A 25,338-nucleotide genomic window follows, 5' to 3' on the forward strand; every position below is an offset into this window, starting at 1 on the left:
CAGGTACAATTGAAATACTACCACGAGGATGATTTAAATTCAATATATTTTTAATTTTCTGTATACTTTATTGTTCAGACAACGTCTCTCATATTATTTAATTTTCAAAATATTAATGGTATATTGGTAGTTCTTCAATCAAATATAAAAGAATTCTCTTTAAGGTGGTATTTATGGTAAAGATTACTCCTATAAAAAAAATCACAGTTACGGAACAAGTAATGGAACAGATAGCCTCATGGATCACTTCAAATGAGCTAAAACCAGGAGATAAATTGCCAAACGAGCGGCTTTTAGCTGAAGAATTTGGAGTAAATAGAGGAAGGGTAAGAGAGTCATTACGAGCGCTTGCATTAATTGGCCTCATCACAATCAAGCCTGGAGAAGGAAGTTATGTAAGTGAACACGAAGCACCCATTCCAGCTGAAACAATTGTATGGATGTATTACAAAGAAATAGATAACTTTGACGATATCTTTGCAGCACGTAAATTAATTGAATCCGAAGTATTACTCGAGGCTTCTAAACATTTATCAGATAATGATATAAATAACCTCGAAGGGATTTTACAAAAATTATATAATTTATCAGTTATAGAAAAAAATAATTATGCATTCCAAGAGCTTATAGATGAATTTGATTTGCATGTAGGACTGTGCAGCAACAATAAAATATACAGTAAACTTATGCAAACAATCATTCACCTTCGCCATGATTCAATGTTGAAGATTCTTAATGTGCCCGGCGCTTGGGAAAACAGCATTGAATGGCGGACAAGATTTATCCATGCCATAAAAGACCGGAATATTAAAATGGTAAAAGAAGCGATTGATTTCAACTTTACGAGAGCAAAACTATTTTATGGAAAGGAAGATTAACAATCGTAAGAATACCAGTTATCTATTAGGTAAACTCTTCAATTAAAACATTTATATTATGAAAAGGTTGCTTTACGAACAGAAGCTTTTGTTTCATGAGGTGCTATTTGCTTTAATAGCACCCCTTCCCTGTTCTTATTACCTTTTATCGCACTATCGAATGAGTTTCCATTAGTTGACTGTGACCGATCATCCATCTACATGAATTCAAATAAGTCAGCAACCTTTTCCAATCCACAAACTTAGGATTAATTTTCCGGACATGTCCGAATTGCTATTTGGCTCATCCTATAATATGTAATAAAAAACCTCCTTCAATAATTAATTTACTCCTTTAAGCTGTTTTCTAAAATATCTCCAATACATGATTTACTATCGATTTATTTTCGCCCCCCTCCCTTTATTTTACGTTGATTCAAAATTATAAAGTAACTCTTATAGAACAGAAAAACATTATAGTGAACCAATATTTTATTATCAAAAATTAAGCCTTAAATTTGTCGTGGATTGTACAAATTATATCAAGAGTTTCTAGAACGAGCTGGTTTACCCGCTCACCTTAAGCTTATGGAAAAATACTCAGTAGTATTGTTTGTTGTTTTTTTGCCCCAAATACCGTTACTATATAAAAGACGCACTTATACTATCTTGCTAAAACTTGCTGAGGAAGGAAGTGTTTCTTTGAGTGAAAGAACTACGCAACATATTCAACAAGCATTTTATACGTTATTGAAAACGAAACATTTCTCTGACATTACCGTGCAAGTCATAAGTGGTATTAGAAAACATTCTTTATATGGAAAAAGTTCAAATGATTACTTCTGTTTTTATTGGTTGCAGTATTGCAAAATGTTATTGTTACCTATAAAATGGAACATCTAAAAATAATTACAATGAAAGAAAATAACATCATTAAGATAAAGAGGTATGAAAAATGACTAAAGAACTTATATATAATGAACTCAGCCAATTATTAGATAAAAACGTACTAAAATTAGATGAATCTCTAAGTAAATACTCCTTTACCAAAACGGGAGGAAAAGCAGATATTATTGTTTTCCCTACTACGTTTGAAGAAGTTTCAATTGCTTATACATATGCTTTAGAGAACCAAATCCCGGTTACTATTTTAGGGAATGGATCTAATTTGATTATTCGTGATGGAGGAATACGGGGGATTGTTCTTATTCTTACGCAACTATCCACTGTTCATTTATCCGGGAATAAAGTAATAGCGCAAAGCGGGGCTGCCATTATTGATGTATCAAGATTCGCCTTACAACATAATTTAACCGGATTAGAATTTGCTTGTGGAATCCCTGGCTCCATTGGTGGAGCGATGTATATGAATGCCGGTGCATACGGCAATGAAGTTTCAGATGTTATTGAAGGTATCCGTGCTTTGGATTCAAACGGCCAACTCGTCCACTTGTCAACAGAAGAACTAGAACTAGGTTATCGAACCAGCTCCATATCCAAGAAAAAACTTCTGGTTTTAGAGGCCACTTTTGACTTGAAGGTTGGAGATAATGAAATCATTAAAAACAAAATGGATGAACTCACCTTTCAACGAGAATCCAAACAACCCCTAGAATATCCGAGTTGTGGAAGTGTGTTTAAACGACCTCCTGGCTTGTTTGCTGGCAAATTGATTCAAGATAGTGGCTTACAGGGTGTTCAAATCGGTGGAGCTCAGGTATCGTTAAAACACGCCGGTTTTATTGTTAATGTAGGAAATGCAACTGCTACAGATTACTTGAACTTAATTGAGCATATTAAAACAACTGTGAAATCTAAATTCGATGTTGAATTAGAAACAGAAGTAAAGGTTATTGGGGAAGATTTACGATAGTCAAACAATGGACTTAACAATTTGAAATAAATAAGCTACGGGGCTGCCAAAGCATGAAAAAATCTCCAACAGAATGGAGATTCTTTCATGCTTTTTAAAACTTATCCGGAAACTGCTTAATAACTCCCTGAGAAATCGTATCTGCCATTAGGATTATATGTGTGACACCTTCGTCGATGGAAACGATCTTTACGTTCCAATTCTTTGCTAAGCTTGCAGATAAATCATTTGATACTAACTTGAGATGCATATACAGCAAATTTTTCAGGTCTTCATTTTTCAAGTTTGGGTTGGCACCACTTAGGAAAGCTGCTATATCATCAGCATTTCTATACCATTCTTTGTTTAGCTGTTTCACCAGATTTTCATTTTTGCTTTTAGCCGCATCGACAATTTTTCCCGCAAGAACAATATGCTCCTTAAGCAAATCCGTAAGTTTGTTCCCCGCTTCCGCTCCGTATACCGGCTTTATAGCATTACCGATATCCTCCTGATTTTTCAGAAGCCGAGCGAGTACTTCTTTTTGATCCTCCGCTCCAGCTGTTGTTGCACTTGTAATATAATTACTTGTCCACAATACATGATCAATCCAAAGTCTTCTGAATTCGTTTTCGAACTGCACCTCTGCTTGGCTAATACGTTGCACCTGCGGTTTGACGTTTGCACTGGTTGTTACAGAAACCATGTTTAGCGAGTATAAAAAAATAACTCCCATCAACAATAATTTTTTCATAAACCCCAACTCCTTCCAAGGATTATACACACCTTTTTATTATTGATATATGGGAGATTAATATTCATAATAAAAAATACCTGCCTCTTTCAGACAGGTATATCTTTTAAGATATGTGTTTCTAAAAACCGCTTATAGCAGTCGTCCGTTCAGTCACTTCAACAGGAAAAGCGCTCCCCGTTACGGAGTTAATTTTAACATCTTACATATTTGCGTTTGAAACCAAGCCTCCCTCTTTTACTTTCTTTTTCAATACTTTCGAACGCATTTAGCAAACTGCTTTTTTTCTTGTCTCTTTTGACTTCTACTGTACCAATTTCCTTTGCGGTCGCTACTGCCTTTTCATGCAGCGGCAAATATGAAATCCCCACGGTGTTCAGAAAATTATTCATCGCGGATTTCGTTCGTTCAGGCGCATCATGAATTGAATCTTTCACAATATCAAGCATATTGGAAATCTTGCTTTCGGAAAATTCATTGTCTTGGCGATTGCCTAAAAGCCAGCAATAGCAACTCCAACCGGCTGACATTCTCAGCTCGTCACCGCTTGAAATCCATTTGTCAGCAACGTCTTGTGCAAGGTCTGACTCTGATAAAGTAACTGCCACCACATAATCTGCAAGCATATAAAAATACGCTCCATCTATCCAACGATCAAAATCTGACTCATTCATGGCTTTTGGGTCTGCAATAATACCTGCAAAGTACATGGCATCGTAGTTACCTGTGGCATAAAGCTCTTCAGCCAAACGTTGATTTAATTTAATTTTCTTTGCAATTGGCTTCATAGCTCCTGTTGCCACGCCAAAAAGCGGCTCGTGAGCACCATTGGATATGTAAATTTTTTTAGTACGTTCCTTACTGAGTGCTTCAAGCTCCTGCATAACTGTTTTAAAATCCATCGTTTTGTACTTCCTTTCTTCATATTAGGTACTATTAATTTGTAAAAATCGTTTTCAATACTTCTCAATTTTACCATTAATTTCATCGAATTATTCTACCCCTTTCGTTCAATAACAAAAAAAGCCGCCCGACGACAGCCCTGATTTTAAGATAAGCCCGTTTGTAATGAAATCCTCATTTCTTGCATTAGACTTCTTTTCTGCCCCAACTTTAAAAACTGCCTACTAACATGTATATTACCGCTCGATCCACAAGTGATTTAACGCACTTTATTCCTTTTCGTTTTTACGAAAGTTAGTAGTAAGATAATTAGTGGCATGATAATCTGGAGTGGAACGTGCATATATTTTGGGACAATTTCAAGTCCAACTTTTATATGCATCGTATGATTTTCAGAGTATGTATAAGATAGTAAGACAATCGCAATAAAAATACAGGAAACCAGAAAGGCTTTATTAATGTTAGTTTTACTGAAGCAGTCCTTTGCTACATAAATAGAGGCAAATGTAAAAACGGTGATTTTGAAGTAACCTCCAATCATGAAAATAATGACAGCTAATATATCAATACGTTGAATAAAATACTTGGTGTCTAATTGTTCTAAAGCAGCAACAAAGGGATATGTATAAGAACTTGCTATATCAGGATGAAGAGCGCCAATAATAAGGAATGAAAGAATAGAGTATATAATAGAGAATATGATGATCACGCTGCTTCCACCTTTAAAGACCGATTGTCTTTCTTTTATAAAAGGAAATAAAGCTAAAAACACGATTAATTCTCCAAATGGAAAGGTAACTAGTGTTGGTATAACGGTTTCTGCAACTTGCTTTACATCAATTGAATCGTAAGGAATTATATATTCTACGTTAAAAATCCCGCTTAATACAATTATGAATGGAAGGATCAATAAAAATACGAGAGTAAAAAAACCAAAAATAACTGCTGAGCGAATAAATGCTTCCAAGCCTTTTAAATACGTATAGATAAGGATGAGAAAAATAGAAAACTTTATAAAAAATGGAAGCATATTATGCAGCAATGTGCCATTTATATACTGAGTGAAATCGGTTATCACTCTTGCAGCAATATAGGCAAAATAAATGGAATAAACAACAGAAGTGATAAACCCCAAATATTTCCCTAACTGATTAGTAAATATTACGTGTAAGCCTTGAAAGTCATTCTTTTTCCAAATGTAAGCATACATGCTAAAAAGAAGGAGTCCTGCAGATCCTGCTGACAAAACGGCTAACCAAACATCTTTTCCAGCTTCTAAACTTACACCCAAAATAATGGTGCTGCCTTGAAGGAAAAGCATCATGGCAAACATCATTTCTATGATTCCAACCGTTTGTTTATAATGCAAATTAGTCACCTCTCGACTTGTAATTTCCTACATTTTGAATGGTGATATGTGAATTCACCTTTATTTCGGCATTTTTTAATAATGCAGGATAATCCCCTTTTATTTTGTTCCAAGTTTTAGGATCTTGCTGACTAATTATTTGTCCCAGTCCGAGGGGATCCATTTCATGTTCTTTAGTATGTTCAAGGACTTTGTGGGTTTTATTGTTAATCGATTTTTTTACTTGTTTCTCAATCTGATTACTTGTTTCAGGGTTTTCCAAGTTTAAATGGCAATTATACTGACTGATATCTCCTTTTAGATATAGGTCATAATGGAAGATATATTTGTCTTCTTCCTTTTGGTACTCTTTCTTTTTAGCCAAGCTATTAGTGACTTTGTATGCAAACTTTTCTTCACTTTCTGGACAAGAGGATTCAATTATGAATCCTGATGATTTTCCGTACAGTAAATTTAAATACAAAGAATCTTTATAATTCATGAAACTTTTCAGTTTTTCTTCTTTAAACAAAGCTAAGCCAACAAAGGCAAAATGGGTAGGTTCAGTCGTTTCTAAATTTTTCTTTTCCCCCCCTTTTTTTGCATCCCCTTTTAATTCAATATACGGGACGACAATATCTTTTCCATCATCAATTAAGTCCACTTTAATATCGTTTGCAGTCTTTGAGACTTTTTTTCCTAGCTTATTAAGTGTATTTGATATCTCAAGTGAAGAAATTCCTTCAATAGGTGAAAATATTTCAAGTAATTCCCTTGCACTATTTCCTTTAGTGGTTACAATTATTGAGTTTGACGGGATATCAGTTGAATGTAGGATATACTCTATGATGTCTTTAATTTTCCCTTTACGTAACAATTCTTCTCCTAATAAAACGATTTGTTCTTGTTGTAAATCCAATGAACGGGACGTGTTCATCGATATTTTTTCTAGTGCAGAATCTATCGTTTTCCCAGTTGCCTTATACACAATGTATGGGGAGTTATTTAATATGATCTCACCGGAGATGGCACCTGGATTGATTAGCTGCAAAGATACTTCATAACCCCCTTTTGCATAATCAATTCCAATTGCAAAGGAAAATGATGTTTTATTTAATTCATGCTTGTCTCCTTGAGAGAAAAAGATAGATGAAATTGATAAAATGATAAATAGCATATACAGGTATTTCACTTATATCACTCATTTTTTTGTTTTTTAATATAATCATCTTTAGTGTATTTTTTTGGTGTGTTAATAATTTTCTTCAACGGCATCCGAATGAATGTGTCTTTTAAATCGGCTATATGCACCGGAGCGATAGGGGATAAATAAGGAGCCCCAAAGCTGTTTAATTTACATAAATGGTTTACTAACACAAACGTTCCGAGCATAATTCCATAAATGCCGAAAATACTTGCTAAAAAAACAAAAATGAATCGGATCATTTTAATGGCATTAGCAAACGGTTGAATGGGTACAGCGAAATTCAACACATACGTAGCTGAAACAATTACTAACGTAGTAAGCTGGACAAGCCCCGCATCAGCAGCTGATTGCCCTAATATAATGGTCCCGATGATGGAAAATGCCAATGTTATACCGGTTGGCAATCGAATGGAGCTCTCCAAAATCACTTGAAAAATTAACATAAACACGATTACTTCTATAACTACCGGTAAAGGAACCATTTGCCGTTGAGATGCCAAACTAATTATTAATTCACTTGGTATCAATTCTTGATGGAACAATGTAAAAGCAATGTACATGGGAATCAGATAAATTGAGATGATATATGAAAAAATCCTCACCAAACGGCTTAATTCAAATAAAGACTTCTCATAATAATCCTCAGAAGAATGAAAAAATTGAATAAATAAAGCCGGAGCGATAAGTACGTTAGGAGATCCATCACAAAATATGGCTATCTTCCCTTCTAAAATATGACCAGAGGTAACATCAGGGCGTTCTGTTGTTAAGATTAAAGGAAAGGGTGTTATCTGGTCTTCGCAAATCATTTCTTCAATGTATGATGAATCTAATATAGAGTTAAGTTGAATGGATTGTATTTTATTCCTAATGTTATCCAATATTTCGCTATCAACTTTATCAGCAAGAAACATTAGCGATACGCTCGTATTTGTTTCATCTCCAATGGTTTGCTCCTCTATCACGAGATTAGGGTTCTTTACATATCGTTTTACAAGCGAAATGTTATTATTGGAAATCTCTGTGAATCCGATTTGAGGACCTTTAACAGAGCGTTGTAATTGTGGGAAAGATAGTGATCTGTCTTTCCAGTCTGCTGTGTCTGCAGAAATACAATGATCCATACCTTCAAGGAGTAATATAGTTTGACCATTTATAAGATGCTTAATGACTGCATCCTTAAAAGAAACCACCTGGATATCTGATACCTCAATTGTGTTTGTTATATCTCCAATAGGGTGACTCGAAGAGATCGTTTTCATTTGTAATATAGGTCGCATAATATGTTCTTGAATGGTAACTTTATCTGCAATGGTACCGAGATAAACGATAGATAGCTCTAGTGACCCTTCTGTTAATGGAGGAATAACTGACCGAACGACCAAGTCACTATTAGAATGAAAAGATTTTTGAATAAAAGTTACATTGTCAATTACTGACTTTGAAATCTTAGCTTCATTTTTTTTCATACATTCCCCCAAACTGTGGTTTCAATTTAATTTTCCCTATTGAGAAGCACTTATACGTGTTGTCAATAATCGTTTATTGTTTAATTGAACAAGTTGCTAGGTTAGTAAATGGGAATCATCTTGAAACAGGTTTTAATCGAAACATGAGCCATCGCTTACCGTTCAAAACAGGTTTATAAATGATTGGAGTAAATCATTTATAAACCCAGCTGCTCTTCTTTTAAGGATAGCTGGGTTTTTAAAGTGCACTGGCACCAGTTTTGTTCCTATTATAGGTTAAACAAAAAAAGCCCGATAAATGTTAGGTTGCTATCTAACATTTACAGGGCAGTTCATGTTTGTATCCAGTCTTAGGCTCTTTATTAACGATGAATTAGTTGGAATTCAGAAGAAGAAATTACTGTGTAACCTGTAGTATTTTCGTCGATGGTGACAAAAGTTTCTCCCTCTTCCTTTTTAACAGTGATCGAAAGAATACCTTTACCAATGTTCATACCTTGCACGTTCAGTTCATTCATATCATCTAGCAAGCAAGGATTTAAGTGAATTTCTTCGGAAGGACTGTTTGGAAATAGTTGAAGCAATGATTGGATAAATGTTAATGGTGTAGCAGCTGCCCAAGCATGTGGGGAACATGCAACTGGATATTTAACGGGTTGACCAAGTGTAGCTGAATATCCGCAAAATAGCTCTGGCAGTCGATCATATTCAAAATGCTCAGCTGCTTGCATTAATCCGTGCATGACTTTATTTGCTTCCTGTTGTTTTCCTATTTTACTTAATCCAAGGAGAATTAGACTGTTATCATGAGGCCAAATGCTTCCATCATGATAACTTATAGGGTTATATGCAGCCTCATCTTCCCCCATAGTACGTATCCCATAGCCAGAATACATTTTCTCTGATAACAGCATAGTCGCTACTTTATTTGCTTTATCTTCATCTAGCATCTCCGATAATAGAACATGACCTGGGTTTGATGTAATGGTACTTACCTTTTCTTTGTTTTGATCTAAGGCAATTGCGTAAAAAGAAAGATCTTCCATCCAGAACTGTTCGTCAAATTTCTCCTTCAAATGAGCTGCTTCCTCTATTAACAATTTTGCTTCCGCTTGTTTATTCACCGCTTGATACAATGAGGCAATTCCCATTTTGGCTTGATAAACATAACCTTGTACTTCTGCAAGGGCGATTGGACTTTTTGCGAAATCTCCGTTTCTATGAACAACAGCGTCACCTGAATCTTTCCATCCTTGATTGGCAATACCCTTACTTGATTCTTGATGGTATTCAACAAATAAATCCCCATCTCTATCACCGTATTCATTAATCCATGTAAATGCTGCCTCAACGTTAGCTTGTAAGTCATGAAGCAGCTCAAAATCTCCTGTCCATTTCACATATTCTGTTAGTAAAATTAAGAATAAAGGGGTTGCATCAACTGTACCGTAATATGGAGTAAAGGGAATTTGGTTTGTATTGGCTAACTCTCCATAACGAATTTCATGCATGATCTTCCCTGGTTGCTCATCCCGCCATGGGTTGTTTTCTTTTCCTTGATAGACAGCCAGCGTCCTTAACGTTCCTTTAGCTACTTCTGGATTAAAAGGAAGCATCTGCAACGCAGTAATTAAACTATCGCGTCCAAATAGAACTCCATACCAAGGTAAGCCAGCTACAGGAAATGGTCCATATCCAACATCTGTAAGTAAAACACGAATATCACTTAACCCTCTGGTAATTAAACGTTGAAGCGTTTTGTGATCGGTTTTTACGTTTGTTGTGCTGCTTTCCCATAGTTTGTAAGAATTTTTTAATTCATTAAGTGCATCATGCATTGGGATTATTTGATTTTTATCCTCTTCTCCCATTTGAGGTCGTATCGTTAGCACGACTTCTTCTTCTTGTGCATGCTCTAATGTAAAATCAAACGTAATTTCACCTGTCTCAGTTATTTTAGAAGGTGCTTTGTCCCATGAGATGTAAGTTTCTCGACAAAGGTTATCAGTACCTTGATATGTAAAAATCAAAGATTTATCAGTAACAACTTGTCCAGTACGTTTTCCGACATTTCCTGTTTGGAAACCGCGAACAATGAACATGTCCTTAAAATCAGCATCCACCTCTACTGTTATTGAAAATGTAATAAGTTTTGGGGAGTAATTCTTAAACTTTAGTGCCTCATATAAGATCCCTTTGTTAATAAAACGCTTTCTTTGAATTTCTACTGATTCTCTCCATAAGATTACTTCTTCATCATTTTCCATATGAGGATTTGTAAGTAAAATGGTAGCCATATAATTTTCATCGGCTTTTGATGATAACAGGACCGGGTCTTCACCATTAATTTTAATATTGAGTTTATTTAAAAACCTCGTATCTTTAGCATAAAGACCTAATCCATACTGGTGGTTTTCTGTGATATTTCCACTTTCATCTGTTAATAAAAATAAATCATTTTCCTTGATTACACGATAGTCCATTTTTATTCCCCCTTCATATCCGAAACGTTTCGGATTTTACGTTGATTATTATTCTATCTGTTTATATTCAAAAATTCAACCTGTTTATTTTAGAGAATGTGTTCATAGGTACGATAAAATTAAATATGCTTATGAACTACATACTGCCTTCAAATCCACCTATAATACTGATTTGTGTAAATCCCATTTATTGATTTTCATTATCGTAATCTCTTTATCAGAAAAAAAGGTTATACCATCAGCTCCCTGGTCTGGATAAATCCTGGCACTCATTACTTTTTCGCCATTATTGATAAAAACCTCAATAGAAGATTTGTCCACAAAGATACGTAAGTATAGTTTATTATTAAACAATTGAACTGGAGCTACTCTACTTCCTTTTGGCCCGCTTCCGGATCGATCTCTATTAAGCTCAAGCAAACGTTCCGCTCGATTATACATAAGCAAAGTTTCTTGATTTAATTCTTCGCTCATTCTTAATTTAATCCCAAAAGTTAAAGAAGCTTGTGCGTCAATGAGTACCTCAAGTTCATAACTATCTCCTGACATTTGATTGAATGTATGTTGGCCTTCAACTCTAATATTTTTATATTTAACCGCCTTTTTACGAAGCTTTTCCATTTCTGAAATAGGATTACTTAGGATTATGTTGTCTTTAATCGTTAACTCACGCGGAATGGTCATTGCCCCTGCCCAATTGTTTTTTTGTTCAGGCATCTCACTTTCCCACATTGCCATCCAAGCTATCATAATTCGCCTTCCTTGAAGGTCTTGAATGGTTTGGGGAGCATAAAAATCAAAACCATGATCCAATAGTTGGAAGTCACCATAATTGAGCAAACCAGTTTCATAATTTAACTTGCCTTGTACATAACCAGCTTGATGAAGGTTATGATAGAGATAATCAACTCGCTTCATACCTTGTGGAGAAATCATTAATATGTCCTGTCCGTCTAAATGAAAAAAGTCTGGGCATTCCCACATATATCCTAATTCACCATCACTCTTTGCCATAACGTTTATAAATTCCCAATCCAGTAAATCTTTTGAGCGATATAGTAATACTTGCCCTTGATGATTCTTTGTACGCGACCCGACAACGCAGTAATAATGATCGCTGTGCTTCCACACTTTTGGATCCCTAAAGTGATGAGGGTGAATGTCTCCCATGGGTGCTGATATAATGACGGGATTTTGATCAATCTTATTAAAGTGAATGCCATCTTCACTTACAGCAAGACACTGAGTTTGCCTTAAATCTGTGTCTTGATTAGTACCCGTCCAAACATTTCCCGTATACAAGGCATATAGCAAACCATCTTTTTCTATTGCACTACCTGAGAAGCAACCATCCAGATCGTATTCTTCACTTGGAGCTAATGCAATCGGTTGATGCTCCCAAAAGACTAGGTCCTTACTTTTCACATGTCCCCAAAACATAGGTCCCCATTCAGGGCTATATGGATGATGTTGGTAAAATAAATGGTATTCATTTTTGAACGTACTGAACCCATTAGGGTCATTCATCCAAAAGGCCTGTGTGCTTATATGATAATCTAGTTTCCAATAATCCTCACTAACGATCTTCTCGTTTTGACGTATGGATTGCGCCGCTAATTTAGTTAATTCTTGATGGCGACTATTGTCCCCCATAATTTTCCTCCTTTTTCGCTAAGTACTAATTGATTCCCTGATATTTTGAAATATTTAGCTATTCTATTGTTTCACTAATACATTAAGCTATATGCTTAATAAAAAACAAGAGTAATTTTTTTATTCACATAGTTCTGTATATTGCTTATAAAAGTTCTTTAAAAAAGTTTTTAAAAAATATTGAATATTTATTTTAATGGCGCTAAAATAGTGAAAGTAATCCGAAACGTTTTGGAGGTTTTTTATTGACAACGATAAAAGATATTGCAAAGGTTGCTGGAGTTTCCGTCACTACTGTATCTCGAGCCTTGAATGGTTATTTTGATGTAAATGAAAAAACGAAACAAAAAATTTTAGCTGTTGCTAAAGAGCTTAACTACAGCCCTAACACGTTAGCACGCGGGCTTGTGATGAAAAAATCAAAAACAATTGGATTACTCGTTTCCGGAATGAGTAAGGAAAATCTAAAAGATAACTTTACATTCGAAGTACTCTGTGGAATCAATGAAGCCGCTTCCACTCTAGGTTACGATTTGATTTTATTTAACACAAACACCACGAAACAACGTGAAAAGACCTATACGCAACTTTGTCGTGAACGCCGTGTCGATGGAGCTATCGTCCAAGGAATAAAAAAAGACGATCCATATCTAAAAGAAATTTTAGACAGTGATATTCCTTGTGTCTTAATAGATATCCCCATACAAACGGATTCTGTTGGATACGTAACAACGGACAATGTTCTAGGAGCAAAAAAAGCCATTGAGCATCTGATTCAACTAGGTCATAAGAATATAGGAATGATCAATGGACATGAAGGAGCTTATGTTAGCGAGGAACGTTTAAAAGGATATTTGGAAAAGCTTACTGAGTACCAGCTTCCGGTTAAAAAAGAATGGATTGTAGATGGTGCCTTTGAGGAAGAAACATCTGAAAGCGTTACGTATAAGCTCTTAGAAGAAAATAATGAAATTGATGCTTTATTTTGCGCCAGTGATGTAATGGCACTTGGAGCTCTAAAAGCTTGTAATAAATTAGGTAAGGCTGTACCAGATGATATTTCTATAGTTGGGTACGATAATATTACACTTGCTTCCTACTGCTTGCCCCCATTAACGACGATTGGACAAGAAGTGTACAAAATTGGTTCTGAAGCAGCAGACTTACTCATTAACATGTTAGAAGATAAGCCAACAGATTTGTGCCGCTACGTAGATACGAATTTAATTATTAGAGACAGTACTACTAAAAACTATTAATGAATAGTTTTTAGTTTTATATATTTCCGAAACGTTTCGGATAAAGGTATTTCTATTAACCATTTCTTATTTCACAAAAAGAAAGCGCTTCAAACGTTTATAATTTTCTAACCATTTGGTTGACTTCTAAACTATAGTAGGTTACATGGAAAATTCGTAGTTTCGAGAATTGCAATGACAATTACATATTAGGGGTTGGGAACATGAAAAAGAACTTAAATTATTGGTCATTAAGCGGCTTTACTTTTTTCTATTTTTTTGCATCTACATCTGCCATGTCTTTGTTTGCTATTTGGTTAGGACAAACATTAGAGCTAAGTGGCGCCCAAGTAGGTACGATCTTTTCTATTAATGCAATTGCTACGCTTTGCTTCCAACCACTATACGGTTTCATTTCCGATAAAATTGGATTAAGAAAACATCTCTTGTGGGTTATTACATTTTTAATTATGCTAATTGGTCCATTTTTCATTTATATTTATAGTCCTCTCTTACAATATAATACTTTTTTAGGTGCTATCGTAGGAAGTGTTTATCTCAGTGCTACATTATTGGCATCGTTTGGAGCTATTGAATCTTACGCAGAGCGCACTGGTAAGAAATATCATTTTGAATACGGACAGGTAAGGATGTGGGGATCCTTAGGTGCTGCAGCCGCAGCCTTATTTTCAGGAAAACTGTTTAACATTAATCCTCATATCAGCTTTTGGATTGCCTCGGCCTGTAGTATCTTCTTAATTATCTTTCTTTTATTAATGAAAGTTCATGTTTCAGAAGAAGAACAAAAGAAAACGGATTCAATAAAATTAACAGATACATTATCTTTACTAAAGAACAAAACTTTCTGGATATTTATGGTGTATGTTCTTGGAGTAGCTTGTATCTACTCTGTGTATGATCAACAATTTCCCGTTTATTATGCTTCCTTATTCTCTACAAGCGGACAAGGAAATCAAATGTTTGGGTATTTAAATTCTGTTCAAATCTTTTTAGAAGCAGGTATGATGTTTATTGCCCCTTTTATTGTTAATAAAATCGGCGCCAAAAAAAGTTTAGTAGTGGCAGGTTTGCTAATGGCCATTCGTATTATAGGCTCTGGTTTAGCAGTGGAACCAATAGGCATCTCTACAATGAAAATGTTACATTCTTTTGAACTTCCTATTATGTTGGTTGCTATCTTAAAATTTATCGATGCTAATTTTGATGCTAAGTTCTCAGCCACTATGTATATTGTAGGGTATTATTTTGTGTCTCAAGTGGGTCAAGCCATTCTTTCCCCGTTACTTGGTCATTGGTACGATACGATAGGCTTTTCTAAAACCTATATAATATTAGGTGTTAGTGTATTTGTTTTTGTTATCATTTTCGCGTTAATGAGACCAACCGGTATACCTAAACAAGTTACTTATACTAAGCGAGCTGTATAACATTTGTAACTTGATCTAAACCTTATCATATCGTGAAATTATGTATCTTTTCTTCTACTTTATATTCAGTCATCCCCCCCTAGTTAGTCTCTGACTTTTTAGGGGGGATCAAAAATGTTTGCGGTTGTAAGCAATTTAACGCTTACTTCAATGGTATATAGCTTGATCCCTAAAAAAATGACTTATAAATCTCTTGGTGCTCCTTACACTCATTACAGGAATATTCTATCTCCAGTGCATCCTCCCTTACCGTATGGACGGTCTCCTTCTTGCACGTTTCACAGAACCTCTTTTCAGATATTTCTTTCATATCAATCACCTTCCGCATTTTTGTGGCCTTGGTATATTTTGCGAAACTGGGTAAGAAAAATACCCTTTTCTTGAAGAACCACAAAAAGAGGAAGAAATCGGGGTGTAAAGGTCCTTCGTTTTTGTTTTGCACATAACAAAAAGGAGCAAAATTCTTGCTCCTTCTTTTAAGTGAAAGGTTATCTTTTCGATAAAGAAGACCATGTGCTTTCAAGCCACTTATCGAAGTCTGCGCCCTTTTCCCCCTCATAGGTATCATAGATATCCATTCGCATCTTTTGCAGTTTCTCTTTGAATTCAGCATACGTATGATCTTCCGGTAAGCTCTTTTTTATCCTCACTAGGATTTTCGTTAACCCTTTAACCAGCTCGCCTTTTTTTCTGGCTGGCAATTGAACGTCTTCTCCTAATCTTTTCAGTTGTCGGTAGGATGCCTCCTGAACTTTATAGACGGAATCACTTTTCATGATATGAGTCAATATATCGATTACTTGTTGGTTTTTTGATTGTCCCAACTCATCTATCGCATCCAAGCGTTCTCTCCAATTAGATTTGCGATTGGCGGACTTTTTTAATTCCTCGTAGTTTTCAGGTAACTCGATCTTTTTTGTTTCTTTACTATTCAAGTGAATCATTTCTCCTTCTGTCTATGTGTAAATATCTGGATAGTTAAAACATGTATACCGACCCTACATCCTGCTTAAAATCCATTATTCCCTTCCTCATTATACCCTTTTCCATATTTTAATATAGTTAAATTTCGTACCATACTGCAAAAACCGTGCTTTATTTTCGCTTCCTTTCATCCTCCATGTTTTCAACAGCCATGAAGTTCAACGATTCATTCAAGACGCAGGCTTTGGGCAAGAATTCCAACAAGATGCAAGCACTAAATTTGGTTTGCCGCCCCATCCCTTTGAATCCCGATGCTCATCGCTCTTGTTTCTTTAAAGTTTTTCATTTTTTCAACAAGGATTTTCATCTTTAGAAGGCCTTCATCCGGGCCCGTCGTTGTCGTACCAGAATAGAAATCTTCCAATGCAAAGCTAAGACCGGTACAATTAGCGGGCTCTTAATCGATCACTAGTACTTGTAGCTTCATATTGTTCTTCCTTCATATCTCGTTCGTGTATAAGGCAGTATAAAATGATGAATGTCGTTCCACTTCACCTGAATCTCTTCGGAATTTTGGACAGTAAGTACCCGGTATGTATCTTTTCCGTACTGAACATCTTATGCATCGAATATGAAACCACCTTCTGTTCATGCTGTCCATGTAAAACCCGAAGTATAAAGGAGCCTGTGCCTATATTTTTTTGTGCTGGATGGATAGGCTTGAAACATTTTTAATAGCTGCGTTCCATTCGGAATATTCAGAATAATTTCCTTGGAAATGTTCAGGATGTCTGATGCCTTTTCATTGCAGCTTGTAATCAGAAAATCGTGATCAAAGGTAATGATGCCCGTATTGATGTTGTTTAGGATTTGCTCTATGAACGCTTAACTATTTGCGAGTTTTTGCCGTTGCTTCTCTAAATTTCCATTCAATAAACGCAATTTCTGTGTCTGGGCATGAACGGCTTTTTTTAGCTTTTGATTCCATATGTAAATGATGAAAAGAACAATGGCTCCTGCGGTTAAAATCATGGTCAACCAGAAAATGAATTGCAGTTCATTCGAATCATTTTGAAACGAAAATGGAGGGAGATTCCTTTCGACCGCAGTGATAAAGGTTTTTTGTTTTGCAAAAACTTCGCAAGACCATGGTGTTTGCCCAAACCATGCATAACAAACTATACTGAAACATACGATAAGTTTCTTTTTGATTAAGAGCCCTCCTTTTCCTTCGAAATTCATGCAGGCAACATACGTCGCCAAAAAACGTCGTGATACTACTATTTCTTCAATTGCGACTTGAACCATTTTAAAATATCTTGGATTATGAGGCTAATCTGACTCAATTCAACAAGAATCTACATCATTAATCCATTTGAACTTCCTTCTTTTTAAACTTGACATCATGGAAAAAGCATTGAATAAAAACCCAGCAATCATTGCTGGGTTTAAGATGGATATCATTTTTCACTTTCAAGGGTTTTTATCATTTGCCGTAATGCTCCAAGATGATAAGCGGAGTGGGCGACGGTCGCATTCACATTCGTCAGCCATTCCTCTAAATTGATTGTTTTGATCTCGGCCAAAAGAGTGAAGTATTCTCTTTGTAATCCTTCCTTGATTTCCGCCCATTTGGCCTCATCAATTTGAGAAATGGTCCAGCTTGCCTCCCAATCCTTTTCAAAATCCACACCACCGATCATCGTCCGGATCACCCATAAATAATAGCGGATGTGGTCTGAGTGAGCAGCTATAGTCGATCCGTGAATGGAAAGAGATGCATCTTCCGCGTTCAACCCTTCAAGTGTGCCAAAAATGCCTGTATTCGGTCTTGAATCAGTATAATAGCTACCTCCATTTCCCGGTCCCTCAAACGTTTCTTTCAAAAGCGTTTTTAGCGATTCCGCCAACGTCTTCTCCATTTCCATTCCCCTTTCAAGTGTTTTAATTTACCTCAATCTCCATCATACACTATGAACATTCCAATTTTGGATATATTTTGAAAAAAGACGACGAAAATAAATATCCCTCACCAAAAGATCCAATAAGGCCATCACTGTCTTATCTGAAGTGGCCTTAGCTTGATGGCAAAAAGGTAGTTAGTAATCGACCGTGTATTATAAGGCATCCGCGGCATGCAACAGCTTCTGGTAAACCTTACATATGTTTGTTTATTTATACTTTATATATTTATATTTAACAACGTAAACATCAAAAAATATTAACTGACATTCCTGTAGCTAGATTTCTGAAGTATTTAGACAATCTTGCTAAAGCGCCTAATACCTTACGTTCCTATTGTTATCACCTGAAACTATACTTTGAGTATTTGGATAGTAGTGGACTTTCATACGATTCCATTACCATGGATGATTTGGCTAGATTTATCGGCTGGTTAAGGAGTACACATAAGTCTAAAAAAGTAACCCCCATAAAGCAGAATGAATCATCGTTCACAAAGGACGATTAACACAATATTGACATGCGTCATTTCTTTCTATGATTACTTGAACAGGCAAAAACACTATGAAAACGACCTAGTGAAATCCATCACGAAAAAGATTTCATCTAGACATCAATCGTTTAAACCATTCCTTCATCATGTAACAAAATTCAAAAAGATTGATAAAAATATCCTTAACAAAAAGGAAAATCAAAACTTTACCACAAGAAGAGATTCAGCTATTACATAACAGCTGCACTAATATCAGGGATGATTTATTGATCCGTGTCCTTTACGAAGGAGGGCTGCGCATAAGTGAAGCACTGTCCTTAGAGATTGATAGTTTTAATATCAACAAAAACAGTATTACTGTCAAAAAATCAAAGACCCCTGCTGGGGAAAACAGAACGGTTTATCTGAGTCAAGATACAATGAATTTATTTCAGAATTATTTTATTGATTTTCATGGGTATGAGGTGGATTCCAATTTTGTTTTCATTAAATGGGAAGTGCTTTGTACAAGAGCTATCGGGATTTTCACATTTAATTGGAACATTTTAGAACAACCGTGTAGCTATATCATATTTTCAAGTTGATTTCTTTTCCCTAAACTAACTCTCCCTATACTTTATGTATGGGGAGAGTTAGTTTGTAAGGTATATTATGTTTTACTTTTATAAAGTCATAAAAGTAAAACTCCTTGCCACTCTACTTTGCAACCAATAATTCCGTGTTTTTTTAGTGAGAGAAGTAATAACTAAATTTATTAATATATGTTTAATAGTGGGAGACAGACACAACATGACAACCATGTTTCTGCCTTTCAATATTCTGCTACTCTGGTACTGGTATTGTTATCCGATTCCGTTTCAATTGCTTATGCCTTTGGCGGTGGAACGGAACAGACCTAATGAAACCGCCAATAAAATAATGGCAATCACAACTGAAGCAGCGCCTAACAAACTGATTGATTGAATTGACAATCCACCAACTACCAGTCCTCCGATACCTGCACCAGCGGCCGTTCCAAGTTGCAAGAAGGTGCTGAATAAGCTAAGTACAATTCCCGACGCTTCAGGAGCGATTGATACGAGATTGAATTGCAAGGTTGGCCCTAATGTCCAAGCTGCAATCCCCCAAATAATTATGGGGCCTACCAACAAAACAAGGATATAATGCGCTAAGCAAATTCACATATAGAAAAAGTTAGAGTTTTATAATTTGAGAGCCTACCAAAAGAATCGTTTATAAAACGGTATCGTCAATTGTTTTAACTTAAACGTTTTGATGTTGCCCCCTTGTAAAACCTTTAGTCAATATCAGGTTATGTTTTAGCAAATCCTTGTTTGTTTAAATACTTGAGCATGAATGGCTGTTTGCTTCTTTCAAGATGATCCTCAATATGAAATTTCCACCCCTTTACCTTCTTAACGGTGAATGGTGCTCTAACAGTACGATTTCGGTAATATTCACGCATCTGTTGGTCATAATCTGCTAATTTATGTTCATCTAGAGATTGGTATTGATTATTAAACATTACCATCGATTGAGGCAAACGTGGTTTTAGTCCAGGTTTTTCTTCAGCAGGATGTCCTATGCATAGCCCTACTAAAGGAACCACATACTTTGGTAAACTTAATAACTCAGTTAATTCATTAATATTACTTCTTACTCCACCTATATATACACCACCGAGTCCCATTGATTCAGCTGCAGTTAAAGCATTTTGAGCCATTAACCCAGCATCGAATGAACCTATTAAAAGGTATTCAATATTATCTAGGTCCACCTTTGGAGCTATCTGATGATTTCGGTTAAAATCAGCACAGAAAATCCAAAACTCTGCTGCTCCTTCAATATACGGCTGATTGGCAGATAGTTGCATCACCTTTTTTCGAAGAACTGGATCAGTAATTCTAATGATAGAAACTACCTGTAATAGACTAAAAGATGAAGTTTGATTAGCTGCCTTAAAAATGGCATCCCTTTGTTCCACAGTCAATGGTTGATTTGTATAAGAGCGAATGGATGTATGATTATTAAGCAAATTAATGGTATTATTCATTTATATCCTCTTCTCTTTTGATTATTTTAATTGTCAGAATGCACACGCCAAATCCACTTAATTACTATCTGCAACAGAGTTTACCCAGATGGGTAAACCCGTCATAAAACCAATTAAACTTACCTAGATGGAATTTCCTTGAGATTAAAGCTGATATTTACCCAATTGAACGAACAATTTCTTCAACCACTTCTTGGCATGTTAGAATTTCTTTAATACCTCCAGCTGATTCAGATACACTTACAGTCCCATTAACAAGGTCACCGTCTAGCATCCCTACTTTGAACCCTTCTCCATAATACTTATATGCTTCTTGAGGTTTACCTTGGTTGATTAATTCTAGTGCCTTTTTACCTGCTTCTGTCGGTATCGTTCTCAAATGTCCCGTACCTGATTTAAATTCAATAAATTCCTCGCTCTTTACATTAATAATAGCGTTTTTTGTTTCTATACTGGCCGGATTTTCTTCAGTCGCAATAAATCTAGTACCCATATATACACCTTCTGCTCCCATAGAAAATGCAGCTTTCGCTCCCCGCCCATCTATAATCCCTCCAGCAGCAATTACAGGGATTTTTACAAGTGATGTTATTTGTGGTACAAGGGAAAGAGTACTAATTTTATAATCACTCATATGACCACCAGCTTCATAACCCGTAACAATAAGTGCATCTACACCTGTTTTTTCAGCTTCTACAAGCTTTTCTACGGTAGGACTTAAATCTCTGTAAATTACATTGATGTTATGTTCTTTAAGTCGTTTCAATTCACGATCAACGACCCCATGTCCAATTGCTATAACATTCTTTACATTCTCTTTAACCAATACTTCAAAAACAGCATTAGTAAATGGATCTTCTGAAGCCCCTCCCATTGGAAAAATGTAATTTACTGCAAATGGTTTGTTAGTTAATTCTCTAACTTTGCGAATTTCTTTTGTTAATCGGTCTGCCATATCTTCTGCGCTTGTCGCTTTTTCTTTTTGACCTGCATTTGGCCCCAATACACCCATTCCACCTGCATTTGATACTGCTGCAACAAACTCTGCTGATGTTACCCATGTCATTGCAGCTGAAATAACGGGATATTTTATACCTAATAGATTTGTAATTCGGTTACTTTTCATGTTGTTAACTTCTCCTTCTGTTGTCTGGTTTACTTTTTGTTATTCTTTATACATATTCTCGGGGTAAGGTAGCTCTAAATTTCCTCGAAGTGTGTTAGCCTCATATTCCTTTTTGAATATGCCTTTTTCTTGTAATATTGGGATAACTAACTTAATAAAGTCCTCAAATCCCGCTGGGTAATCTTGTCTAATTAGTAAGATATCCATTACCCCTTCTCTATACCAATGTTCTATTTTCTCTGCAACATTCTCCGCTGATCCCATCAATTGAGGCCTTGGCAGTCTATGACCAATAGGCATTAATGACTCTATTTCTCTCAGTTTTTCTAGTGCGTCTTTTTCTGTTTTACCCACTATTGGGCTATGAGAAGGCATTATCAGTAGGTCGTTTGGTGATCGTCCTTGATTTTCCACTCTTCTTTTCAGTTCAGCAGTAAATCCCTTTAGATAATCAAAATTATCTCCAGGCGCCATGATGACTTCAGCTTGCTTAGCAGCTATATCCATAAAAGCCGAGGATGTGCCAGCTTGAAAGACAACTGGTCTTCCTTGTCTAGAACGACTAATATTTAAAGGTCCATCTACTGAAAAGTAATTGCCTGTATAATTTAATGAATGCATCTTACTTGGGTCATAAAATACTCCACTTTTTTTATCACGTATAAATGCATCATCTTCATACGAATCCCAAAGACCCTCAACAATTTCTAGAAATTCTTCTTTCAGTGGATAAAGGTCTGATTTTCTTAAATGAGTACGGCTATAATTTGCTAAACCTCCTGGATTAGAAGTGATAGCATTCCATCCTGCTCGACCGTTACTAATCTTATCCAGGGAAGCTATCTGTCTGGCAACTGTAAATGGATCAGCATATGAAGTAGCTATTGTAGCAGTTAAGCCTATAGAATGAGTTACCATACTCAATGCAGACAAGATAGATATTCCTTCAAACATGCTAAGATAATGTGGTATCATGCCCGGTCCAATATGACTAACGTCAGCTAAAAAAATCGCATCAAACTTCGCATTCTCAAGTTGGATGGCTTTTTCAACATAGAAATCAATATTTTCGCTAGCGTTTGCTGGTATATCAGGATGTCGCCAACCAAAATAGTTCCAACCAACTCCGTCGATGATACCTCCAAGTTTAAGTTTTCTTTCAATCACTATTGAATACACCTTCTTACATAAAGAGTCATTAATTTTTCTGAATTAACCCTAGTTCCTTTGCCAATAATTCATGTCCTCTTTTTCGACTTTCTTGATCCGGGTAAAAATCAGCAATAATAATTTCATTAACTAAACATGCCTTCGCCGTCTTAGTAAGTTGGACAGCGACGTTTTCTACACTGCCAATAATAAAGCGTTCTTTATTTCTTTCCTTAGCTCTTTCTTCTTCTAGAGTATATTTGTGATTTTTGGCTTCTTCTGTTGTAGGAAATGTAAGGTTTTTTGAACCTATACTCATCCGTGCCCAAAGTAACTCTACCGGCCCTGCAATATACTTAGCTTCTTCTTCCGTTTCGGCTGTGATAACAATAGTCGCCAACATACTTTTCGGTTCACTTAAGTAAGGCGAAGGTTTAAAGTTAGAATGGTAAGATCTTAACATCGGAACAGCTAATTGTGGTGCCAGATGTGCAGCAAATACAAATCCTAAGCCTTTTTCGAGCGCAAACTGTAATCCACCCTCGCTTGAACCCAACATATACATATCAGGTACCATTGATTTGTCCCCAGGGGGATTTATGTTACTAAAGGGATGATTACTTTCGAAGTTACGGTCAAAAAAGGAAAGCAAGTTGTCTAATTGCTCGGGAAAATCATTTACTCCTAATAATTCTTTGGATCTCAGCAAAGCCCACATAGTCCAGCCATCAGTTCCAGAGGCCCTCCCTATACCAAGATCTACTCGACCTGGATATAATCCTTCTAAAAGTGTGAAGTTCTCCACCACTTTCAATGGGCTGTGATTTGGTAACATTACCCCACCAGAACCTACACGAATGTTTTTCGTATGTGCAGCTGCATGCATACTTAACATATCAGGTGAGGTACTCATCAAAGTAGGTGCATTGTGGTGCTCAGTGAACCAATACCTGGTGAATCCTAAACGGTCTGCTAATTGAACCATTTCTGTTGTATTTTGAAGACTTTTTCTAGCATTACTTTCTTTATAAATATGAACGAAGTCTAAAATCGACAATTTCAGTCCTGGATTTCCTATATCCACTAATCAAAACCTCCTATCTATGGTATAATTAGTTAGCCTACTAACTATAAAACCAAAAAATAATGTTAATCTTATCGTCTTTCAGATAAAAATAATTAACTAGTAATTATTTGCTTTGGTTTATATAGACAATCATAAAGTCATTATGTTTAGTTGAAAAGAGGGCAATCTAAATGGATATAGTACATATTTTTGTACTTATAGACAGGAGTGAAATAAATTGAAGGTTTGTAAAGATGGATTTCAAAGAGAATTTATAGACGAAAAAGAAGATATGTACGCAATAGCATTTACTCAAAATGTTTTATCTGGACGTTGGAAGTATTTTATTCTTTGGTACTTAAAAGGAACTAAACGTCGTTATTCCGACATCAAAAATTTTCTATGGGATCTATCACAAGGTTCCCTCACTAAGCAACTAAGAGAATTAGAGAACGATGGTGTCATTAAGCGTGAAGTGTTTCCTGTAGTTCCTCCTAAAGTAGAGTATTCACTCACAGAAAAAGGAATGAAATTAATCCCTGTTCTAGATATGATGGAGGCTTTTGGTAAAGAGTATGGTGAAAAGGCAAAAAGTACAAACGATTAGTCGGGCTTTGACCCATAAATTGACTTAAAATACACTCCAAGTTATAGTTAGGTCACTAATATTTTAGACGGGGAGTTTTTATATGTTAAATGATGAAATAAGAGAGCTTTTAGACAAAATTTCGTCACAGACACGAAGAAATTACAATCATTTACTACATGATCTTAACTTGCATGTTGGACAAGATAACCTTTTATGTAAACTTTGGAGAGAAGATGGCTTAACTCAAGTTGAACTTTGTAACAAATTAAATTGCGAGGCTCCCACAGTTACTAATATGGTTAAAGCTCTTGAGAAGAAAGGACTAATTATTCGACGAAAAGATTACAACGATAAAAGAATTACTAGGATATTCCTTACCGACGCTGGAAAAGACCTTGAAGCCCCTGTTAATGAAAAGTGGAGAAAACAACAAGATAGGCTATTAACAGATATTACTTTGGACGAGAGAATGCTTTTAAGAAGGTTGCTAATACAAATGGAGGCAAATCTTTTCTAGTAAAAGTTGCTACTTGTAAATTGATACCCTCATCCAACTTACTCACTAATCCACCTCAAATGAAAAAAAGCAATGCCTGCTAAGGTATTGCTTTTTTAAACCTTTCCAGTATAAACATAGACATATAAATACTGTATATATCAAAGAAAACATTTATATTATCCTTTGTTCTTCTTCAACTCCCTCAGTTTGATGCAAATATCTCTCGAATGCTCACTTATTCGCAGGATTTCATCACCCTTGATTG

The 25,338-nt window shown here is 35.8% G+C and carries 24 protein-coding genes; 8 read left to right on the forward strand and 16 right to left on the reverse strand.

Features of this window, described 5'->3' with window-relative positions:
- Nucleotides 1-173 precede the first annotated feature (173 nt).
- Nucleotides 174-878 (forward strand): FadR/GntR family transcriptional regulator, encoded by a 705-nt coding sequence (locus tag ASU00_RS18565; protein WP_057914963.1) that lies wholly within the window; start codon nucleotides 174-176, stop codon nucleotides 876-878.
- 934 nt (nucleotides 879-1,812) lie between these two features.
- On the forward strand, nucleotides 1,813-2,730 hold the full coding sequence (murB, locus tag ASU00_RS18570; RefSeq protein WP_057914964.1) for a UDP-N-acetylmuramate dehydrogenase: 918 nt from the start codon (nucleotides 1,813-1,815) through the stop codon (nucleotides 2,728-2,730).
- Nucleotides 2,731-2,824: 94 nt separating this feature from the next.
- On the opposite strand, the gene ASU00_RS18575 is transcribed toward murB, so the two are convergent.
- The 7 genes from ASU00_RS18575 to ASU00_RS18605 form a co-directional block, all read right to left on the reverse strand.
- Nucleotides 2,825-3,463 (reverse strand): hypothetical protein, encoded by a 639-nt coding sequence (locus ASU00_RS18575; protein ID WP_057914965.1) that lies wholly within the window; start codon nucleotides 3,461-3,463, stop codon nucleotides 2,825-2,827.
- 194 nt (nucleotides 3,464-3,657) lie between these two features.
- Nucleotides 3,658-4,365 (reverse strand): DNA alkylation repair protein, encoded by a 708-nt coding sequence (locus tag ASU00_RS18580; protein ID WP_057914966.1) that lies wholly within the window; start codon nucleotides 4,363-4,365, stop codon nucleotides 3,658-3,660.
- A gap of 260 nt (nucleotides 4,366-4,625) precedes the next feature.
- Nucleotides 4,626-5,735: a GerAB/ArcD/ProY family transporter gene (locus tag ASU00_RS18585; RefSeq protein ID WP_057914967.1), complete on the reverse strand. Its 1,110-nt coding sequence runs from the start codon at nucleotides 5,733-5,735 to the stop codon at nucleotides 4,626-4,628.
- A 1-nt stretch (nucleotide 5,736) separates the two neighbouring features.
- Complete coding sequence (locus ASU00_RS18590; protein ID WP_057914968.1) at nucleotides 5,737-6,906, reverse strand: Ger(x)C family spore germination protein; 1,170 nt, start codon at nucleotides 6,904-6,906, stop codon at nucleotides 5,737-5,739.
- Nucleotides 6,907-6,911: 5 nt separating this feature from the next.
- Complete coding sequence (locus tag ASU00_RS18595; RefSeq protein WP_057914969.1) at nucleotides 6,912-8,390, reverse strand: spore germination protein; 1,479 nt, start codon at nucleotides 8,388-8,390, stop codon at nucleotides 6,912-6,914.
- A gap of 362 nt (nucleotides 8,391-8,752) precedes the next feature.
- Nucleotides 8,753-10,873, reverse strand: coding sequence for an amylo-alpha-1,6-glucosidase (locus tag ASU00_RS18600; RefSeq protein ID WP_057914970.1), 2,121 nt, complete (start codon nucleotides 10,871-10,873; stop codon nucleotides 8,753-8,755).
- Nucleotides 10,874-11,032: 159 nt separating this feature from the next.
- Nucleotides 11,033-12,526, reverse strand: a complete 1,494-nt coding sequence (locus tag ASU00_RS18605) for a glycoside hydrolase family 32 protein (RefSeq protein ID WP_082630455.1) — start codon at nucleotides 12,524-12,526, stop codon at nucleotides 11,033-11,035.
- Between the two features lie 245 nt (nucleotides 12,527-12,771).
- Here ASU00_RS18605 and ASU00_RS18610 point away from each other — a divergent pair, with 245 nt between their 5' ends.
- Both ASU00_RS18610 and ASU00_RS18615 read left to right on the forward strand, forming a co-directional pair.
- Nucleotides 12,772-13,785, forward strand: coding sequence for a LacI family DNA-binding transcriptional regulator (locus ASU00_RS18610; RefSeq protein WP_057914971.1), 1,014 nt, complete (start codon nucleotides 12,772-12,774; stop codon nucleotides 13,783-13,785).
- Between the two features lie 203 nt (nucleotides 13,786-13,988).
- Nucleotides 13,989-15,212 carry an MFS transporter gene (locus ASU00_RS18615; protein ID WP_057914972.1) on the forward strand — a complete coding sequence of 408 codons (1,224 nt, stop codon included), beginning with the start codon at nucleotides 13,989-13,991 and terminating at the stop codon, nucleotides 15,210-15,212.
- Nucleotides 15,213-15,700: 488 nt separating this feature from the next.
- Here the strand turns inward: ASU00_RS18615 and ASU00_RS18625 are convergent, their stop codons facing one another.
- The 4 genes from ASU00_RS18625 to ASU00_RS18635 form a co-directional block, all read right to left on the reverse strand.
- On the reverse strand, nucleotides 15,701-16,147 hold the full coding sequence (locus ASU00_RS18625) for a HEAT repeat domain-containing protein (RefSeq protein ID WP_201786314.1): 447 nt from the start codon (nucleotides 16,145-16,147) through the stop codon (nucleotides 15,701-15,703).
- A gap of 637 nt (nucleotides 16,148-16,784) precedes the next feature.
- Nucleotides 16,785-17,015, reverse strand: coding sequence for a PAS domain-containing protein (locus ASU00_RS26965; RefSeq protein ID WP_152983796.1), 231 nt, complete (start codon nucleotides 17,013-17,015; stop codon nucleotides 16,785-16,787).
- A gap of 6 nt (nucleotides 17,016-17,021) precedes the next feature.
- Entirely contained in the window at nucleotides 17,022-17,444 is a 423-nt protein-coding gene (locus tag ASU00_RS18630) for a hypothetical protein (protein ID WP_057914975.1), read from the reverse strand.
- Between the two features lie 152 nt (nucleotides 17,445-17,596).
- Nucleotides 17,597-18,058, reverse strand: coding sequence for a hypothetical protein (locus tag ASU00_RS18635; RefSeq protein WP_057914976.1), 462 nt, complete (start codon nucleotides 18,056-18,058; stop codon nucleotides 17,597-17,599).
- A gap of 326 nt (nucleotides 18,059-18,384) precedes the next feature.
- On the opposite strand from ASU00_RS18635, the gene ASU00_RS26970 reads away from it, so the two are divergent.
- Together ASU00_RS26970 and ASU00_RS26975 are read left to right on the forward strand one after the other, a co-directional pair.
- Nucleotides 18,385-18,606 (forward strand): site-specific integrase, encoded by a 222-nt coding sequence (locus tag ASU00_RS26970; protein ID WP_413783533.1) that lies wholly within the window; start codon nucleotides 18,385-18,387, stop codon nucleotides 18,604-18,606.
- A gap of 152 nt (nucleotides 18,607-18,758) precedes the next feature.
- On the forward strand, nucleotides 18,759-19,175 hold the full coding sequence (locus tag ASU00_RS26975; protein ID WP_082630459.1) for a tyrosine-type recombinase/integrase: 417 nt from the start codon (nucleotides 18,759-18,761) through the stop codon (nucleotides 19,173-19,175).
- Nucleotides 19,176-19,448: 273 nt separating this feature from the next.
- Here ASU00_RS26975 and ASU00_RS18645 read toward each other — a convergent pair whose 3' ends face one another.
- The 5 genes from ASU00_RS18645 to ASU00_RS18665 all read right to left on the reverse strand — a co-directional run bounded on the left by ASU00_RS18645 (nucleotide 19,449) and on the right by ASU00_RS18665 (nucleotide 24,003).
- Nucleotides 19,449-19,685 (reverse strand): hypothetical protein, encoded by a 237-nt coding sequence (locus tag ASU00_RS18645; RefSeq protein ID WP_057914978.1) that lies wholly within the window; start codon nucleotides 19,683-19,685, stop codon nucleotides 19,449-19,451.
- 218 nt (nucleotides 19,686-19,903) lie between these two features.
- Entirely contained in the window at nucleotides 19,904-20,644 is a 741-nt protein-coding gene (nfsA, locus tag ASU00_RS18650; protein ID WP_057914979.1) for an oxygen-insensitive NADPH nitroreductase, read from the reverse strand.
- Between the two features lie 157 nt (nucleotides 20,645-20,801).
- Complete coding sequence (locus tag ASU00_RS18655) at nucleotides 20,802-21,770, reverse strand: NAD(P)H-dependent flavin oxidoreductase (protein WP_057914980.1); 969 nt, start codon at nucleotides 21,768-21,770, stop codon at nucleotides 20,802-20,804.
- 39 nt (nucleotides 21,771-21,809) lie between these two features.
- Nucleotides 21,810-22,937, reverse strand: a complete 1,128-nt coding sequence (locus ASU00_RS18660) for an NtaA/DmoA family FMN-dependent monooxygenase (RefSeq protein WP_057914981.1) — start codon at nucleotides 22,935-22,937, stop codon at nucleotides 21,810-21,812.
- A 31-nt stretch (nucleotides 22,938-22,968) separates the two neighbouring features.
- Nucleotides 22,969-24,003 carry an LLM class flavin-dependent oxidoreductase gene (locus ASU00_RS18665; protein ID WP_057914982.1) on the reverse strand — a complete coding sequence of 345 codons (1,035 nt, stop codon included), beginning with the start codon at nucleotides 24,001-24,003 and terminating at the stop codon, nucleotides 22,969-22,971.
- A gap of 220 nt (nucleotides 24,004-24,223) precedes the next feature.
- Here ASU00_RS18665 and ASU00_RS18670 point away from each other — a divergent pair, with 220 nt between their 5' ends.
- Nucleotides 24,224-24,592, forward strand: a complete 369-nt coding sequence (locus ASU00_RS18670; RefSeq protein ID WP_413783532.1) for a winged helix-turn-helix transcriptional regulator — start codon at nucleotides 24,224-24,226, stop codon at nucleotides 24,590-24,592.
- Nucleotides 24,593-24,674: 82 nt separating this feature from the next.
- Nucleotides 24,675-25,091 (forward strand): MarR family winged helix-turn-helix transcriptional regulator, encoded by a 417-nt coding sequence (locus tag ASU00_RS18675; RefSeq protein ID WP_057914983.1) that lies wholly within the window; start codon nucleotides 24,675-24,677, stop codon nucleotides 25,089-25,091.
- The last annotated feature ends 247 nt before the right edge of the window (nucleotides 25,092-25,338 follow it).

It is taken from the genome of Peribacillus muralis, from assembly GCF_001439925.1.
In the GTDB taxonomy this organism is placed as follows: domain Bacteria; phylum Bacillota; class Bacilli; order Bacillales; family DSM-1321; genus Peribacillus; species Peribacillus muralis.

Bases quoted from the DNA above. Each gene is read 5' to 3' on its own strand.
- nfsA (WP_057914979.1), bottom strand. From the start codon at position 20,644: ATGAATAATACCATTAATTTGCTTAATAATCATACATCCATTCGCTCT.
- ASU00_RS18655 (WP_057914980.1), bottom strand. From the start codon at position 21,770: ATGAAAAGTAACCGAATTACAAATCTATTAGGTATAAAATATCCCGTT.
- ASU00_RS18595 (WP_057914969.1), bottom strand. From the start codon at position 8,390: ATGAAAAAAAATGAAGCTAAGATTTCAAAGTCAGTAATTGACAATGTA.
- ASU00_RS18630 (WP_057914975.1), bottom strand. From the start codon at position 17,444: ATGGTTCAAGTCGCAATTGAAGAAATAGTAGTATCACGACGTTTTTTG.
- ASU00_RS18600 (WP_057914970.1), bottom strand. From the start codon at position 10,873: ATGGACTATCGTGTAATCAAGGAAAATGATTTATTTTTATTAACAGAT.
- ASU00_RS18635 (WP_057914976.1), bottom strand. From the start codon at position 18,058: ATGGAGAAGACGTTGGCGGAATCGCTAAAAACGCTTTTGAAAGAAACG.
- ASU00_RS18575 (WP_057914965.1), bottom strand. From the start codon at position 3,463: ATGAAAAAATTATTGTTGATGGGAGTTATTTTTTTATACTCGCTAAAC.
- ASU00_RS18605 (WP_082630455.1), bottom strand. From the start codon at position 12,526: ATGGGGGACAATAGTCGCCATCAAGAATTAACTAAATTAGCGGCGCAA.
- ASU00_RS18615 (WP_057914972.1), top strand. From the start codon at position 13,989: ATGAAAAAGAACTTAAATTATTGGTCATTAAGCGGCTTTACTTTTTTC.
- murB (WP_057914964.1), top strand. From the start codon at position 1,813: ATGACTAAAGAACTTATATATAATGAACTCAGCCAATTATTAGATAAA.
- ASU00_RS18675 (WP_057914983.1), top strand. From the start codon at position 24,675: ATGTTAAATGATGAAATAAGAGAGCTTTTAGACAAAATTTCGTCACAG.
- ASU00_RS18580 (WP_057914966.1), bottom strand. From the start codon at position 4,365: ATGGATTTTAAAACAGTTATGCAGGAGCTTGAAGCACTCAGTAAGGAA.
- ASU00_RS18565 (WP_057914963.1), top strand. From the start codon at position 174: ATGGTAAAGATTACTCCTATAAAAAAAATCACAGTTACGGAACAAGTA.